The sequence below is a fragment of the Azospirillum sp. A29 genome, assembly GCF_042604625.1.
GTDB classification, from domain to species: Bacteria; Pseudomonadota; Alphaproteobacteria; order Azospirillales; family Azospirillaceae; genus Azospirillum; species Azospirillum palustre.
In genome coordinates this window covers 1-17326 of the sequence record NZ_CP170461.1, presented here as the reverse complement: position 1 = coordinate 17326, position 17326 = coordinate 1, and the positions used below count along the sequence as shown (strand labels likewise).

The 17326-nt window shown below is 68.3% G+C and carries 1 protein-coding gene; it reads right to left on the bottom strand.

Annotation, left to right across the window (positions count from 1 at the left end):
* Positions 1–271 precede the first annotated feature (271 nt).
* Entirely contained in the window at positions 272–17251 is a 16980-nt protein-coding gene (locus ABNQ38_RS05990) for an Ig-like domain-containing protein (protein WP_377806232.1), read from the bottom strand.
* Positions 17252–17326: the final 75 nt, after the last annotated feature.

Below are 17326 nucleotides of genomic sequence, written 5' to 3'. Positions count from 1 at the left end.
TCGTGGGCACCGCGCCGCTCCTGCCGATGGAGTCCGAGAACGGTTGAGTCGATGCCTATGCCATGGGAAAGCAGGAGGGCGCAACCAGCTGGAATTGGCGGTGCCGCCCGAAACCATGTGATACAGTCGCCTGCACGTGGGTGAAGACATCTTGGATCGAGGCCATCGAAAGCCGGGAGATCGCTTACCAAGAAAGGTCTGGACAAAGAGAAAGGGGCGCCCTTGCGGGCGCCCCCTCCTTTTACCGTGCTTGGGCTTCAGCCCCCAGCCATCAACCGAGGTTGATGTCGGAGAGCGAGAGCACCGTGCCGTTGTACACGCCGAGCAGGCGAACCTCGGTGGCGGCCACCTGGCCGTCGCCGTTGGTGTCGACCACCTGGTACAGGCCGCTGCTGGTGCCGTTGTTGGCCAGAACCAGCGTGCTCGCACCAGCCGACGAGTTCGTCAGCGCTCCCAGGGCCGTGCGGAAGTTGGCGAGGCTGGCATCCGTCAGGCTGCCGCTGACAACCGAGGTCAGGCTCACCAGCTCGTTGGAGCTGACGTTCACGCCGTTGGTCGCCGCAGAGGCCGTCGAGAGCGAGGCATCGCCGTTCTTATCCGCAGTGGTCCGGGCCGTACCGGCCAGCTCTACTTTGTCGGTGCCCGACTGGAAGTTCGAGACCGAGATGAAGCCGGTGTTCGCGTCCAACGCCGAGATGTCGGTGAAGGACGAGTACACCACCGTGTCGGTGCCGCTGCCCGAAGCCAGGGTCAGGCTGTCGCCCGTACCGGCCTGGAAGCGGATGCCCGACCCGCTGGTCACCGTGATCGCGTCGGTGCCAGCACCGCCGACCAGCGTCTCGATGCCGGAGACCGACATCGTCACACCGGTGTCACCCAGCGTGATCACGTCGTTGCCGGTACCGCCGGTCAGGGTCTCGATGCCACGCAGCAGGACCGTGTTGCCGCCATCGCCGAGGCTGACGATGTCGGACCCGGCGCCGCCGACCAGGATCTCGATCCCGCTCTCGGCCCGCATGGTGACGCCGGTGTCGCCCAGGATCACCAGGTCGCTGCCAGCCCCACCGATCATGGTGTCGATGCCGCGGGTGATGACGGTGTTGCCCGCCGCACCCAGGGTCACGACGTCCGAACCGGTGCCGCCGACCAGGAACTCAACGCCCGAGGCCGTCATCGTCACGCCGGCCGGACCGGTGAAGACGATGTCGGTGTTGGCGCCACCGACCAGGGTCTCGACGCCCGATACGGTGACCGCGTTCGGGGTGTCGCCCAGCGTGATCACGTCAGTGCCCACGCCGCCGATCAGGGTCTCGACCGCACGGGTCAGCAGGGTGCTGCCCGAGGTGCCGAGGCTGACGACGTCGGTGGCCGCACCGCCGACCAGGATCTCGATGCCCGAACCCAGCGCCATGGTGACGCCGGTATCGCCCAGGAACACCAGATCGCTGCCCGCACCGCCCGACAGGGTGTCGATGCCGCGGACGGTGGTGGTTGTGCCGCCCGCCCCCAGGGTCACGGCATCCGAACCGGTGCCGCCGACCAGGAACTCGACACCCGAAACCGTCATCGTGACGCCGGCCGTGCCAGTGAAGACGACATCGGTGTTCGCACCGCCGGTCAGGGTGTCGATGCCCGTCACGGTGAGGGTGTTCGGCGTGTCGCCGAGCGTGATGACGTCGCTGCCGACGCCGCCGATCAGGGTTTCGATGCCGCGGGTCAGCAGGGTCGTACCCTGAGTGCCGATGGTCACCACGTCGCTGCCGGCGCCGCCAACGAGGATCTCGATGCCCGTACCCAGGTTCAGGGTGTTGCCGGTGTCGCCCAGGATCACCAGGTCGGACCCCGCACCGCCGATCAGCGTGTCGATGTTGCGGATGGTGGTGGTGGTGCCGGCCGCCCCCAGCGTCAAGACGTCGGTGCCGGCGCTGCCGATGACGAAGTCCGCACCCGAGACGGTGAGGGTAGACCCAGCCGAGCCGGTGAGGATTACCTCAAGGCCGATGCCGCCGATCACCGTCTCGATGCCGATCGCCAGCAGCGTGCCGCCGGCCGTACCGATCGTCACGACATCGGTCCCGGCCCCGCCAAGCAACGTCTCGACACCCGACACCACCAGCGTGTTGCCGATCGAGCCGAGGGTGATGAGATCATTGCCGAGACCACCGACGATGGTCTCGAACAGGGAGACCATCGCCGTGTTGCCGGTGTCGCCCAGCGTCAGGACGTCGACACCGCTGTTGCCGGTCAGGGTCTCGATGCCGCGCAGCAGCAGGGTGTTGCCGCCATCGCCCAGCGTCACCGCGTCGCTGCCTGCCCCGCCGACCAGGATCTCCAGCCCCGACACCAGCAGCGTGTTGCCGGCCGGGCCGAGATAGACCACGTCGGTCCCGCTCGACCCGGTCAGCGTCTCCAGCCCGGAGACCTGCAGCGTGTTGCCGCTGGTGCCCGACACCCGGTTCATGTCCGCCGCACTGTCGAAGCCGGCGGTGGCCAGCGTCACGATGTCCAGCCCGGCCCCGCCGGTCAGCGTCTCCAGCTGAGAGGCCAGCAGCGTGTTGCCGCCGCTGCCCAGCGTGATCGCATCGAGCGCGAAGCCGCCGACCAGCGTCTCCAGGTTCGAGGCCACCATGGTCGAGCCGCGGTTGCCGATGGTGATGGCGTCCAGCCCGGTCCCGCCGGTCAGCGTCTCCAGCATGCGCAGCAGCGTGGTGTTGCCGCCGTCGCTGAGAGTGACGATGTCCGAGCCGGCGTTGCCGACCAGGATCTCCAGCCCGGCGATCAGCAGGGTGGAGCCGCCGCCAAGCTCACCGACCACCGCCACGTCCGAGCCGGAACTGCCGATCAGCGTCTCCAGCAGGTTGGCAACGAAGGTGCCGCCGCCCTCCGACAGGTGGACGACGTCGCGCCCGCTGTTGCCGGTGACGGACTCAATGCCGATGATCCGCACCGTCGTGCCGCCGGTGCCCAGCGTCACCGCATCCAGCCCGGACCCACCGATCAGCGTCTCCACCGCCACGGTCGAGATCGTGCTGCCGCCGGACCCCAGCGTCACCACGTCCACACCGGCCCCGCCAAGCAACGTCTCGACACCCGACACCGCCAGCGTGTTGCCGGTCGGCCCGAGAAGGATGGTGTCGACACCGGTGCCGCCGATGATGCTTTCGAACAGGGACACCGTCGCGGTGTTGCCGGTGTCGCCCAACGTCAGCACGTCGACACCGCTGTTGCCGGTCAGCGTCTCGATGCCGCGCAGCAGCACGGTGTTGCCGCCGTCGCCCAGCGTCACAGCGTCGTTGCCAGCGCTGCCGACCAGGATCTCCAACCCGGACACCAGCAGCGTGTTGCCGGCCGGGCCGAGATAGACCACGTCGGTCCCGCTCGACCCGGTCAGCGTCTCCAGGCCGGAGACCAGCAGCGTGTTGCCGCTGGTGCCCGACACCCGGTTCATGTCCGCCGCACTGTCGAAGCCGGCGGTGGCCAGCGTCACGATGTCCAGCCCGGCCCCGCCGGTCAGCGTCTCCAGCTGAGAGGCCAGCAGCGTGTTGCCGCCGCTGCCCAGCGTGATCGCATCGAGCGCGAAGCCGCCGACCAGCGTCTCCAGGTTCGAGGCCACCATGGTCGAGCCGCGGTTGCCGATGGTGATGGCGTCCAGCCCGGTCCCGCCGGTCAGCGTCTCCAGCATGCGCAGCAGCGTGGTGTTGCCGCCGTCGCTGAGAGTGACGATGTCCGAGCCGGCGTTGCCGACCAGGATCTCCAGCCCGGCGATCAGCAGGGTGGAGCCGCCGCCAAGCTCACCGACCACCGCCACGTCCGAGCCGGAACTGCCGATCAGCGTCTCCAGCAGGTTGGCAACGAAGGTGCCGCCGCCCTCCGACAGGTGGACGACGTCGCGCCCGCTGTTGCCGGTGACGGACTCAATGCCGATGATCCGCACCGTCGTGCCGCCGGTGCCCAGCGTCACCGCATCCAGCCCGGACCCACCGATCAGCGTTTCCACCGCCACCGTCGAGATCGTGCTGCCGCCAGACCCCAGCGTCACCACGTCCACACCGGCCCCGCCGACCAGCGTCTCCAGCTGCGACACCGCCAGCGTGTTGCCGTTCGGCCCGAGAAGGATAGCGTCGACACCGGTGCCGCCGATGATGCTTTCGAACAGGGACACCGTCGCGGTGTTGCCGGTGTCGCCCAGCAACAGCAGATCGGTGCCGGCGCTGCCGGTCAGCGTCTCGATGCCGCGCAGCAGGACGGTGTTGCCGCCGTCGCCCAGCGTCACGGCGTCGTTGCCAGCGCCGCCGACCAGGATTTCCAGCCCGGACACCAGCAGCGTGTTGCCGGACGCTCCAAGATAGACCACGTCCGACCCGCTGGAGCCGATCAGCGTCTCCAGGCCGGAGACCTGCAGCGTGTTGCCGCTGGTGCCCGACACCCGGTTCATGTCCGCCGCACTGTCGAAGCCGGCGGTGGCCAGCGTCACGATGTCCAGCCCGGCCCCGCCGGTCAGCGTCTCCAGCTGAGAGGCCAGCAGCGTGTTGCCGCCGCTGCCCAGCGTGATCGCATCGAGCGCGAAGCCGCCGACCAGCGTCTCCAGGTTTGAGGCCACCATGGTCGAGCCGCGGTTGCCGATGGTGATGGCGTCCAGCCCGGTCCCGCCGGTCAGCGTCTCCAGCATGCGCAGCAGCGTGGTGTTGCCGCCGTCGCTGAGTGTGACCACGTCCGAGCCGGCGTTGCCGACCAGGATCTCCAGCCCGGCGATCAGCAGGGTGGAGCCGCCGCCAAGCTCGCCGACCACCGCCACGTCCGAGCCGGAACTGCCGATCAGCGTCTCCAGCAGGTTGACGACGAAGGTGCCGCCGCCGTCCGACAGCTGGACGACGTCGCGCCCGCTGTTGCCGGTGACGGACTCGATGCCGATGATCCGCACCGTCGTGCCGCCGGTGCCCAGCGTCACCGCATCCAGGCCGCTGCCGCCAATCAGCGTTTCCACCGCCACGGTCGAGATCGTGCTGCCGCCGGACCCCAGCATCACCACGTCCAGACCAGCCCCGCCCCACAGCGTCTCGACACCCGACACCGCCAGCGTGTTGCCGGCGTTGTCCAGGGTGACGCGATCGTTACCCACGCTGCCGATGATGGTTTCGAACAGTCCGATCTGCATCGGGCCGCCGTCGTTCAGCAGCGTCACCACATCGGTGCCGCTGTTGCCGGTCAGCGTTTCGATGTTGCGGAGAGCCAGCGTGTTGCCGCCGGAGGCGAAGAAGACGGAATCGTTGCCGGAACCGCCCGTCAGCGTCTCGATGGAGGACACGAACAGCGTGTTGCCGGCGTTCCCCAACGCGGCGATGTCGGTACCCTGGCCGCCCAGAAGGGTTTCCAGACCTGAGACGACCACCGTGCCGCCACTCTGCGCCAGCGTGACGACGTCGGTGCCGGCACCGCCGGTCAGTGTCTCGATGGCATTGACCAGCAGAGTGATGCCCGCGGTCCCGAAGATGACGACCTCGTTGCCGGCGCTGCCGGTCAGCGTCTCCAGCAGTTCGACCTTCATGGTGACGCCGTTGCCGGCCAGCGTCACGATATCCGTGCCGGCACCGCCGATGAGGGTGTCGATGGCGCCGACCAACATCGTGGAACCGGCACCCGCCAGCACCAGCACGTCCGATCCCTGCTCGCCGACGATGGTTTCGATGGCGGAGACGAACAGCGTGCTTCCAACGGTGCCCAGCGTCAGCAGGTCGGTGCCCACGGTGCCGACGATGCTCTCGATCGACGAGAGGAACAGCGTCGAACCGGCCGTTCCACCCAGCGTGATCACGTCGGTGCCGCTTCCGCCGAGCAGGCTTTCCACCGCGGTGACGGCCAGGGTGTTTCCGGCGGTGCCGAGCGACACCACGTCGATCCGGCTGCTGCCGGTCAGCGACTCAAGCGCCGAAACCAGCATGGTGCCGCCGGCGGTGCCGATGGCGACGATATCGGTACCGGCCCCGCCCAGCAGGGTTTCAAGCCCATGGACCAGCAGGGTGCTGCCGAAGCCGCCGACCAGCGAAACCAGATCGACCGCCATGTTGCCGGTGATGGTCTCGAACAGGCCGACCGCGACGGTGCTGCCGGTGCTGTCCAGCAGCAGGACATCGTTGCCGGCGTCGCCGATCAGCGTTTCGACCGACCGCTGCGCCAGGGTGTTGCCCAGGGTGTTGGCGAACATCACCACATCGATGCCGGTCCCGCCGGTCAGGGTCTCGATCCCGGCGGTGTAGACGGTGCTGCCGGCATCCAGGAGCGTCACCACATCGGTGCCGACACCGCCCAGAAGCGTCTCCACGCCGCTCACCAGCAGCGTTCCGCCGGCGGTGCCCAGCGTGACCCAGTCCTTGCCGGTGCCGCCCAGAAGCGTTTCCACATTGGACAGCAGCAGTGTCGTTCCCACGGTCGCGCCGATGCTGATGACGTCGGTGCCGTCGGACGCGATCAGGGTCTCCAGCGCGGAGATCTCGACCGTGTTGCCGGCCGTGCCCAAGGTGATGACGTCGGTGCCGGCGTTGCCAAGGATGGTGCTGTACTGGGCCAGGGTGATCGTCGTGCCGCTGGTGCTGGCGACCGGATAGACCAGGGACGGCGCGTTGGCGTTGGTCACCGCGGCATAGGTCAGAACCGCGTTGTTGGCGTTGGTGTCGCGGATCGTGCTGGTGTTCAGCGCCAGTCCGTTGGCGGCGGCTGTCACGCCGTCCGCGTCTACGTCGCCCGGCTGAACGATGTAGCGATAGGTCGCGTACGACCCGAAACTTTCCACGAAGGTGGCCTGACGCGTGGTGGTCCCAACGGTCAGGGCCAGGGTGGAATCCGTCCCGGTGTAGACGACGATGTCGCTGAAGTTGACCTCGATCGAGATCTCGGCCCCCAGCGCGTACGGCCCATCGCTGATGACCACGCTGGTCACCGTCGGCGGCGTCGCGCTGATGGTGACCACCAGCGCCGCGGACGCGACGGAGGTGTTGCCGACGCTGTTGATCTGCGTGGCTGTCAACGTATGGTCGCCGTCTGCCAGCGACGCTCCCGCGGTTATGGTCCACAACCCGCTGCTGTCGGCGGTGACGGTGCCCAGCGCGGTCGTGGCGTCATAGAGCACCACGGTGGCGTTGGCACCGGCCGTGCCGACCAGCGCCGGCTGCCTCACGCCGGTGATCCGGTCGGTGTTGCTGAGACCGCTGTCGGAGTCCGGGGTGAGCGCCAGACCGGTCGGCGCGCCGGGTGCGGTGGTGTCGACGGTGACGGTCAGGCCGGCCGACGCCGTGGAGGTATTGCCCGCCACGTCCACCGCCGTCGCGGTCAGCGTGTGGTCGCCGTTGCCCAGTGTGGCGCTGGTGATCAACCAGACGCCGCTGCCGTTCGCCGTGCCGGTCCCCGCGACGGCGGTGCCGTCATAGAGGGTGACGACGCTGCTCGCTTCCGCCGTGCCGGTGACGGTCGGCGTGACGATGTTGGTGAGGCGGTCCGTGTTGCTCGACCCGCTGTCCGAGCCGGCAGTCAGAGCGAGCCCGGTCGGCCCCGCGGTCGTGCTGTCGATGGTGACGGTCAGGCCGGTGGAGGCGGTCGAGCTGTTGCCCGCCACATCCACCGCCGTCGCGGTCAGCGTGTGCCCACCGTCGCTCAGGGTGGCGCTGGTGATCGACCAGACGCCGCTGCCATTGGCCGTGCCGGTGCCGGCGACGACGGTGCCGTCATAGAGGGTGACGACGCTGTTCGCCTCCGCCGTGCCGGTGATGGTCGGGGCAACGACCTTGGTGAGGCGATCGCTGTTGCTCGTCCCGCTGTCCGAGCCGGCGGTCAACGCCAGACCGGTTGGCGCGGCGGTCGTCGTATCGATGGTGACGGTCAGACCAGTCGACGCGGTGGAGGTGTTGCCTGCCACATCCACTGCGGTCGCGGTCAGCGTGTGCCCGCCACTGCTCAGGGTCGAACTGACGATCGACCAGACACCGCTGCCGTCGGCGGTGCCGGTGCCAGCAACCGCAGTCCCGTCATAGAGCGTGACGACGCTGCTCGCTTCCGCCGTGCCGGTGACGGTCGGAGTGACGACATTGGTGATGCGGTCGCTGTTGCTCGATCCACTGTCCGAGCCGACAGTCAGCGCCAGACCGGTCGGCGCGGCGGTGGTGGTGTCGATGGTGACGGTCAGGTCGGTGGAGGCGGTCGAGCTGTTGCCCGCCACATCCACCGCGCTCGCGGTCAGCGTGTGCCCGCCACTGCCGAGCACGGCGCTGGTGATCGTCCAGACGCCGCTGCCGTTGGCGGTGCCGGTGCCGACGGCGGTGACACCATCGTACAGCGTGACGACGCTGTTGGCCTCTGCCGTGCCGGTGACGGTGGGAGCGGTAACGTTGGTGAGATGATCGCTGTTGCTCGATCCACTGTCCGAGCCGGCAGTCAGAGCGAGCCCGGTCGGCGCCACGGTCGTGGTGTCGATGGTGACGGTCAGGCCGGTGGAGGCGGTCGAGCTGTTGCCCGCCACATCCACCGCCGTCGCGGTCAGCGTGTGGGCGCCGCTGCTCAGCGTGGCACTGGTGATCGACCAGACACCGCTGCCATTGGCTGTGCCGGTGCCTGCGACGGCGGCGCCGTCATAGAGGGTGACGACGCTGTTGGCTTCCGCCGTGCCGGTGACGGTCGGGGCAACGACCTTGGTGAGGCGATCGCTGTTGCTCGTCCCGCTGTCCGAGCCGGCGGTCAACGCCAGACCGGTTGGCGCGGCGGTCGTCGTATCGATGGTGACGGTCAGACCAGTCGACGCGGTGGAGGTGTTGCCTGCCACATCCACTGCGGTCGCGGTCAGCGTGTGCCCGCCACTGCTCAGGGTCGAACTGACGATCGACCAGACACCGCTGCCGTCGGCGGTGCCGGTGCCAGCAACCGCAGTCCCGTCATAGAGCGTGACGACGCTGCTCGCTTCCGCCGTGCCGGTGACGGTCGGAGTGACGACATTGGTGATGCGGTCGCTGTTGCTCGATCCACTGTCCGAGCCGACAGTCAGCGCCAGACCGGTCGGCGCGGCGGTGGTGGTGTCGATGGTGACGGTCAGGTCGGTGGAGGCGGTCGAGCTGTTGCCCGCCACATCCACCGCCGTCGCGGTCAGCGTGTGCCCACCGTCGCTCAGGGTGGCGCTGGTGATCGACCAGACGCCGCTGCCATTGGCCGTGCCGGTGCCGGCGACGACGGTGCCGTCATAGAGGGTGACGACGCTGTTCGCCTCTGCCGTGCCGGTGACGGTGGGAGCGGTAACGTTGGTGAGACGATCGCTGTTGCTCGTCCCGCTGTCCGAGCCCAAGGCCAGGGCCAAGCCGGTCGGCGCCGCGGTTGTGGTGTCGATGGTGACGGCAAGCCCGGTGGAAGCGGTGGAGGTGTTGCCTGCCGCATCCACCGCCGTTGCGGTCAACGTGTGATCGCCGCCGGCCAACGTGGTGCTGGTGATCGACCAAACGCCGCTGGCGCTGGCCGCGCCGGTGCCAGCAACCGCAGTCCCGTCATAGAGCGTGACGACGCTGTTGGCCTCTGCCGTGCCGGTGACGGTGGGAGCGGTAACGTTGGTGATGCCGTCGCTGGCGCTCGACCCGCTGTCTGAGCCGGCGGCCAGTGCCAGAGTGTCCGGCGCACCGGGGGCGGTGGTGTCGATGGTGATCGCCAGCCCGGTGGAAGCGGTGGAGCTGTTGCCCGCGGCATCCACCGCCGTTGCGGTCAACGTGTGATCGCCGCTGCCCAGCGTGGCACTGGTGATCGACCACCCCCCGCTGCCGTCGGCGGTGCCGGTGCCAGCAACCGCAGTCCCATCATAGAGGGTGACGATGCTGTTGGCCTCCGCCAGACCGGTGACGGTCGGGGCGGCGACGTTGGTCACGCGGTCTGAGTTGCTCGACCCGCTGTCCGAACCGGCGGCCAGTGCCAGAGTGTCCGGCGCACCGGGGGCGGTGATATCGATGGTGATCGTAAGGCCGGTGAATGCTTGCGACGTGTTGCCGGCCACATCGATTGCCAGAGCCGACAAGCTGTGAGTGCCGTCGCCACGGGCGGACGCCGTGACGGTCCAGGCACCGGCCGAATCAGCCGTGGCCTGACCGATCAGGCTGGTTCCTTCATAAAGCAGGACCGTGCTTCCGGCCTCCGCCGTGCCGGTCACCGTCGGCGCCACCGCATTGGTGATGCCGTCCCCCGACGTTCCGCTGTCGGACGCCGCCGCCAGGGCAACGCCCGAGGGAGTGGCGGAGGTGGTGTCGATGCTCAGCACCAGTGCGGACGACGCTTCGCTGGTGCTGCCGGCGGCATTGATCGTGCGCGCGGTCAGGGTGTGTGCGCCATCCGGCAGCGTGCCGGTGGTGACCGACCACAAGCCGGACGCATCCGCCGTCACCGTGCTGACGGCGGTGGCGCCGTCGAAGAGTGTGACGACGCCGTTGGCTTGCGCGGTGCCGGACAATGTCGGCGTGGTGACGCGCGTAATCCCGTCGCCCGCCACGCCACTGTCGGAGGCCGCCGCCAGCACCGGGGTCGACGGGGTGGTGGGCACCGACGCGTCGATGGTAACCGTCAGCGAGGAGGAGGAGCCGAGGAACGTGCCTCCCGACACGGCGGTTGCGTAGACATTGTGCGCGCCGCCGGACAGCGTGGTCGTGGTGATCGACCAAACGCCGTTGACATCGGCGGTGCCGGTCCCGGCAATGACCGTCCCTTCGTACAAGGTGATGACGCTGCCCGCCTCGGCGGTGCCGGTGAGCGTCGGCGTCACCACATTGGTGAGGCGGTCGCCCACGGTGCCGCTGTCGGATCCCTGGTCCAGCTGCGGCGTGGAGGGAGCGCCTTGCAGCGGATTGCCGATGGTGACCACCAGATCGGCGGACACGGTGCTGGTGTTGCCGGCGAGATCGACGCTCCGCGCGGTGAGGGCGTGGGGCCCCACCCCCAGTTCCGGCGAGACGATCGACCAGCTGCCGGCACCGGTGACGGTCGTGGTGCCGAGCAGATTGCTGCCTTCGAACAGCGACAGCACCGAGTTCGCCTCGGCCGTGCCGCTGATCGTCGGCGTCCGCTCGCCGCCCGACACCGGGCTGAATGCCAGGCCGGTGGGGGCGGTCGGTGCCGTCGCATCCACCGTCACCGTCAGCGCCGTGGAGGCGGTGGAGGTGTTGCCGGCCACGTCGACCGCCTGCGCGGTCAAGGTATGAGCGCCGTCGGCCAGCGACGAACTGGTGAGCGACCACAGGCCTGCGGCATCCGCCGTCACCGTGCCGATGGCGGTGGCGCCGTCATACAGCGTCACCACACCGTTCGCCTCGGCCGTGCCATTGACCGTGGGGGTGGTGACCCTCGTGTTGCGGTCGCTGTCGCTCGCCCCGCTGTCCGAGCCGAGCGCCAGCGCCAGACCGCCGGGCGTGGCCGAGGTCGTGTCGACGGTGATCGCGAGACCGGTGGAGGCCGTGGACGTGTTCCCGGCCAAATCCACCGCAATCGTGCTCAGCGTGTGTCCGCCGGCGCCAAGCGTGGCGCTGGTGATCGACCACACCCCGCTGCCGTTGGCGGTGCCGCTGCCTGCGATGGCAGTGCCGTCATAGAGCGTCACGACGCTGTTGGCTTCCGCCGTGCCGGTCACCGTCGGGGCAACGACATTGGTGATGCCGTCGCTGGCGCTCGACCCGCTGTCCGAGCCGGCGGCCAGGGCCAAGCCGGTCGGCGCACCAGGTGCGGTGGTGTCGATGGTGATCGCCAGTCCGGTCGAAGCGGTGGAGGTATTGCCCGCCACATCGACTGCCTTTGCGGTCAGCGTGTGCCCGCCACTGCCGAGAGCGGCGCTGGTGATCGACCAGACGCCGCTGCCATTGGCGGCGCCGGCGCCGACGATGACCGTGCCGTCATAGAGGGTGACGACGCTGTTGGCCTCTGCCGTGCCGGTGACGGTCGGGGCGATAACGTTGGTGATGCCGTCGCTGCTGCTCGATCCACTGTCCGAGCCGGCGGCCAGGGACAAGCCGGTCGGCGCGGCAATCGTGCTGTCGATGGTGACTGCCAGCCTGGTGGAGGCGGTGGAGGTGTTGCCTGCCACATCCACCGCGGTCGCAGTCAGCGTGTGGTCGCCACCGGCGAGCGTGGCGCTGGTGATGCTCCAACTTCCGTTGGCGGTGGCCGTGCCGGTGCCAACAGCCGTGCCGTTGTCGTAGAGGGTGACGACCGAATTCGCTTCGGCAGCACCGGTGACGGTGGGAGCGACGACCTTGGTGATGCCGTCGCTGCTGCTCGATCCGCTGTCCGATCCGGCGGCCAGCGTCAGATCGGTCGGTGCCGCGATCGTCGTATCGATGGTGACGGTCAGCCCGGCCGACGCTGTGGAGCTGTTGCCCGCCGCATCCACCGCGATCGCGCTCAGCGTGTGTCCGCCGGCGCCAAGCGTGGCGCTGGTGATCGACCACACCCCGCTGCCATTCGCCGTGCCAGTACCGACAACCGCGGTGCCGTCATAGAGGGTGACGGCGCTGTTCGCTTCCGCCGTGCCGGTCACGGTGGGTGCGGCGACGTTGATGAGGCGGTCCGTGCTGCTCGACCCGCTGTCCGAGCCGGCCGCCAGGGCAAGTCCGGTCGGGACGCCCGGTGCGGTCGTGTCGATGGTGACGGTCAGGTCGGTGGACGCCGTGGAGGTGTTGCCCGCCACATCCACCGCCTTTGCGGTCAGCGTGTGGTCGCCGCTGCCAAGCGCGGCGCTGGTGATCGACCACACCCCGCTGCCGTCCGCTGTGCCGGTGCCGGCGATGGCGATGGCGTCATAGAGCGTGACGACGCTGTTGGCCTCTGCGGTGCCGGTCACCGTCGGGGCAACGACCTTGGTGAGGCGGTCGCTGGCACTCGACCCGCTGTCCGACCCGGCCGCCAGGGCCAGTCCGGTCGGCGCCACGGTCGTGGTGTCGATGGTGACGGTCAGAGCGCTGGAGGCCGTCGAGCTGTTGCCCGCCACGTCCACCGCGACTGCGCTCAGCGTATGGTTGCCGCTGCCGAGCGTGGTGCTGGTGATCGACCAGACGCCGCTGCCGTTGGCGGTGCCGCTGCCTGCGATGGCGGTGCCGTCATAGAGGGTGACGACGCTGTTGGCCTCCGCCGTGCCGGTGATGGTCGGGGCGATAACGTTGGTGATGCCGTCGCTGCTGCTCGATCCGCTGTCCGACCCTGCGGCCAAAGCGAGCCCGGGCGGGACAGCCGGAGCGGTGGTGTCGATGGTGATCGTCAGACCGCTGGAGGCCGTGGAGCTGTTGCCGGCCGCGTCCAGTGCGGTGGCGGTCAACGTGTGCCCACCATCGCCGAGGGTGGCACTGGTGATCGACCACACGCCGCTGCCGTCCGCCGTGCCGGCGCCAGCAACCGCAGTCCCGTCATAGAGCGTGACGACGCTGTTGGCCTCTGCGGTGCCGGTCACCGTCGGAGCGATAACGTTGGTGATGCCGTCGCTGCCGCTCAATCCGGTATCCGAGCCGGCCGCCAGGGCAAGACCGGTCGGCGCGGCGGTCGTGATGTCGATGGTGATCGCCAGTCCGGTGGAGGCGGTGGAGGTGTTGCCCGCCACATCCACCGCGCTCGCGGTCAGCGTGTGATCGCCGCTGCCGAGCGTGGCGCTGGTGATCGACCAGACGCCGCTGCCGTTCGTCGTGCCGGCGCCGGCCATGGCGGTGCCGTCGTAGAGCGTGACGACGCTGTTCGCCTCCGCCGTGCCGGTCACCGTCGGGGCAACGACCTTGGTGAGGCGGTCGCTGCCGCTCGATCCGGTATCCGAACCCGCAGCCAGCGCCAGACCGGTCGGCGCGGCCGTCGTGGTGTCGATGGTGACGGTCAGAGCGCTGGACGCCGTGGAGGTGTTCCCCGCCACGTCCACCGCGACCGCGCTCAGCGTATGGTCGCCGCCGCCCAGCGTGGCGCTGGTGATCGACCACACGCCGCTGCCGTTGGCCGTGCCGGTGCCTGCGATGGCCGTGCCGTCATAGAGCGTGATGACGCTGGTGGCCTCCGCCGTGCCGGTCACGGTCGGGGCGGCGATGTTGGTCAGGCGGTCCGTGCTGCTCGAGCCGCTGTCCGATCCGGCGGCCAGCACCAAGCCGGTCGGGGCGACGATCGTGCTGTCGATGGTGACCGTCAATCCCGTCGACGAGGTGGCCGTGTTGTTTGCCGTGGTCACGGCGACCGCAATCAGGGTGTGCGTCCCCTCGCTGAGCGTGCTGGAGATCGCCCAGGTGCCGTTCGAGGACGCCGTGCCGCTGGCCAGCACCGTCCCCCCGTCATACAGGGTGACGACGCTGTCGGCCTCGGCCGCACCCGTGAAGGTCGGGGTCGTGACGTTGGTGATGCCGTCGCCGACGGTGCCCCCGTCGGACGCGGCATCGAGGAAGGGTCCGGTCAGGGAGCTTTGGGTCAGCGTGATGCTGTCGCCGGAAATCGAAAAATTGCCCGGCGTGTAAAGACCGTCCAACGTGATGATCCGGGTGGCCGCACCGGTGGTGCCCGCGGTGTTGATGTAGAGCGTCGTCACCCCTCCGGAGGAGGAGAGCTGGATCGACCCCGCGGCGACGGCGGTTCCGTTGCCGGTGGTGACCGGCCCGCTCAGGGTGGCGCCGATGACGCGAAGGACGTCGTCGTTGCCGAAACCGTTGACCGCGCTGGTGCCGGCGACGGTGGAGTCGAAGGCGAACACATCCCGGCCAGCACCACCGGTCAGCGTTTCGATGCCCATGGCGAGGATCGTGTTGCCGGAGGACCCCAGCGTGATCACGTCCACGCCCGCTCCACCGACCAGGGTTTCCAGCCCCGACACGGCGATGGTGTTGCCGCCGCCGCTCAATGTGACGAGGTCCAGGCCGAGGTTGCCGACCAGCGTCTCGATCCCGGCGGCCAGCAGGGTGTTGCCGGCACTGCCCAGCGTCACGACATCGATGTCGGCACCGCCGGTCAGCGTCTCCAGCCCGGCCGCCAGGATCGTGCTCCCGCCCGACGACAGCACCACCACATCGCGGCCCGTGCTGCCGATCAGGGTTTCGACCCCACTGACCCGGATGCTGTTGCCCGCCGTCCCGCCAAGCGTGAGCACATCGATGCCGACGCCGCCGACCACCGTCTCGATGGCGCTGACCGACAGCGTTCCACCCGCGGAGCCGAGCATCAGCAGGTCGCTGTTTCCGCCGCCGAGGACGGTTTCGAGATTGGAAACCGATACGGTGTTGCCCGCCGAACCCTGGAGAAGGATCGCATCGGTGCCGGCGCCGCCGATCAGCGTTTCGAGGCCGACCGCCAGCATGGTGTTGCCGGCGCTGCCCAGCGTGACGACGTCCGTGCCGGTACCGCCGAACAGCGTCTCGAGCCACGATGCGAACACCGTGTTGTAGGCTTCCGTCAGGATGATGACGTCGGTACCGCTGTCCAGGCCCTGGATCGTCTCGATCAGCGACAGCGTCGTGGTGTTCCCGCCGCCCAGCAAGCCGACCACATCGACGCCCGCGCTACCCGTCAGCGTCTCGACCGCGCCGACGGCGATGGTGCTTCCACCGATGGCCGTCAGCAGATCCTTCCCGGCGCCACCGACGATCGTCTCCACGCCGCTGACCCGCATCGTGTTGCCGGTGCTGCCCAGCATGATGAGATCCAGACCGCCGCCGCCGAGGAAGGTTTCGATGGCGCTCAACTGGATGGTGATACCGCTGGTGTCGGTGCGGATGATGTCCAGGTCGGCGGAGCCGGTCAGCGTCTCGATCCCCGACACCCACATGCTCTGGCCGGTGGTGAAACTGTTGCCACTGCCGAACATCGTGACGCGGTCCTGCCCCGTGGAGCCGACGAGCGTCTCGATCCCGCTGATCTGCACGGTGGAGCCGTCATCGATCAGCGCAAGAAAGTCCTGAGAACTGACGGTCACACCCACATAGCGGGCGCCATACACGGTCTCGACCTGCGAGACCGCCAACGTCAGGGGCAAACTGAACAGATTGGAGCCACCGGGCTTCGACGGATCGGCAGTGGACTGCTCGTAGTGGCCGAAATTGAGCCCTGCCATAACGTCGTTTCCGGACGTTCCGATCAGGGTATCCACGCCCATGGTGCTGACCGTGGCGCCGCCGACGTCGGCGAGGATGTAGACGTCCTTGCCGATGCCGCCGGCCAACTGCTCCACGCTCGAAACCAGAACCGTCGAGCCGTAGCCTTTGACCTGGACGATCATGTCATTGAGAGTGCTGCCAATGATCGTTTCGTAGAGATCGATGCGAATCGTGTTGCCGATGGTGGCGTTGGTATTCGTCATGACCATGACGTCGGTGCCGGTGTTGCCGAACACCGTGTCGAGCATCGACACCCTGATGGTCGAACCTTCGGTCTGATCGATATAGATCGTGTTGGCCGACGCTCCGCCTATCAGGGTTTCCACCCCGGTGACGTGCATCGTACTGACCACACTGGTGCCGAATTTTACGGTTCCGACATCCTTGCTCATATCGACAACGTCGTTACCGGCCGTGCCGATAAGGGTTTCGACCGCGCCGATTATGGTTGTGGTTCCGTCCGTTCCGAGCAACTTGACATAGTCTTGGAAATTGGTGACACCGCCAAGGATGGCATCCACCCCCGAGACGGCCAGGCTGAGGGGGTTTGACGCACCGTTTCCGGAGATCAGATCGAAGCCGCTGTTGCCGATCAGCGTATCGATGAGGGACACGAGCATCGTCGTGCCCACGGTCGAAGAGAGTTGGGCGACTTCCACACCCGTACTGCCGATCAGCGTGGAAAGATCCTGAATGCTGATCGTGGTGCCGGCGCCGCCGAGGAAGATCACTTCCGTTCCTGAGCCGCCGATGATCGTCTCCACCAGCGACACCAGCATGGTGCTGCCGGTGGTGGCGGAGACAGTGCCGAAAGAGACCACGTCCTTCGCCGTGCTGCCGACAAGGGTGTCGATCCAGTCCAGCCGGATCGTGTTGCCGCCGGTTCCCACCAGAATGATGTCTTCGAGCGCAAGCTTCGAGGTTCCGGTCAGCGTCTCGATCAGCGAGACCGCCATCGTCGCCCCGTAGGTCGAGCCGTAGATCACATCGTTGCCCGAACCGCCGATCAGCGTATCCAGCAAGCTCACCATGGTGGTGTTGCCGCCGCTGCCGAGGGTGATGAGGTCGAGGCCGGCATTGCCGACAAGCGTCTCGAGCGTCCTCACCGTGGTGGTGTTGCCGGTGTTGCCCAGGGTGACGACGTCCACCCCCGTGCTGCCGATGATGGTGCTCGGCGACGAGGTCGTCGTGGTGGTTCCTGTGGCGTTGACGGTTCCGGCCAT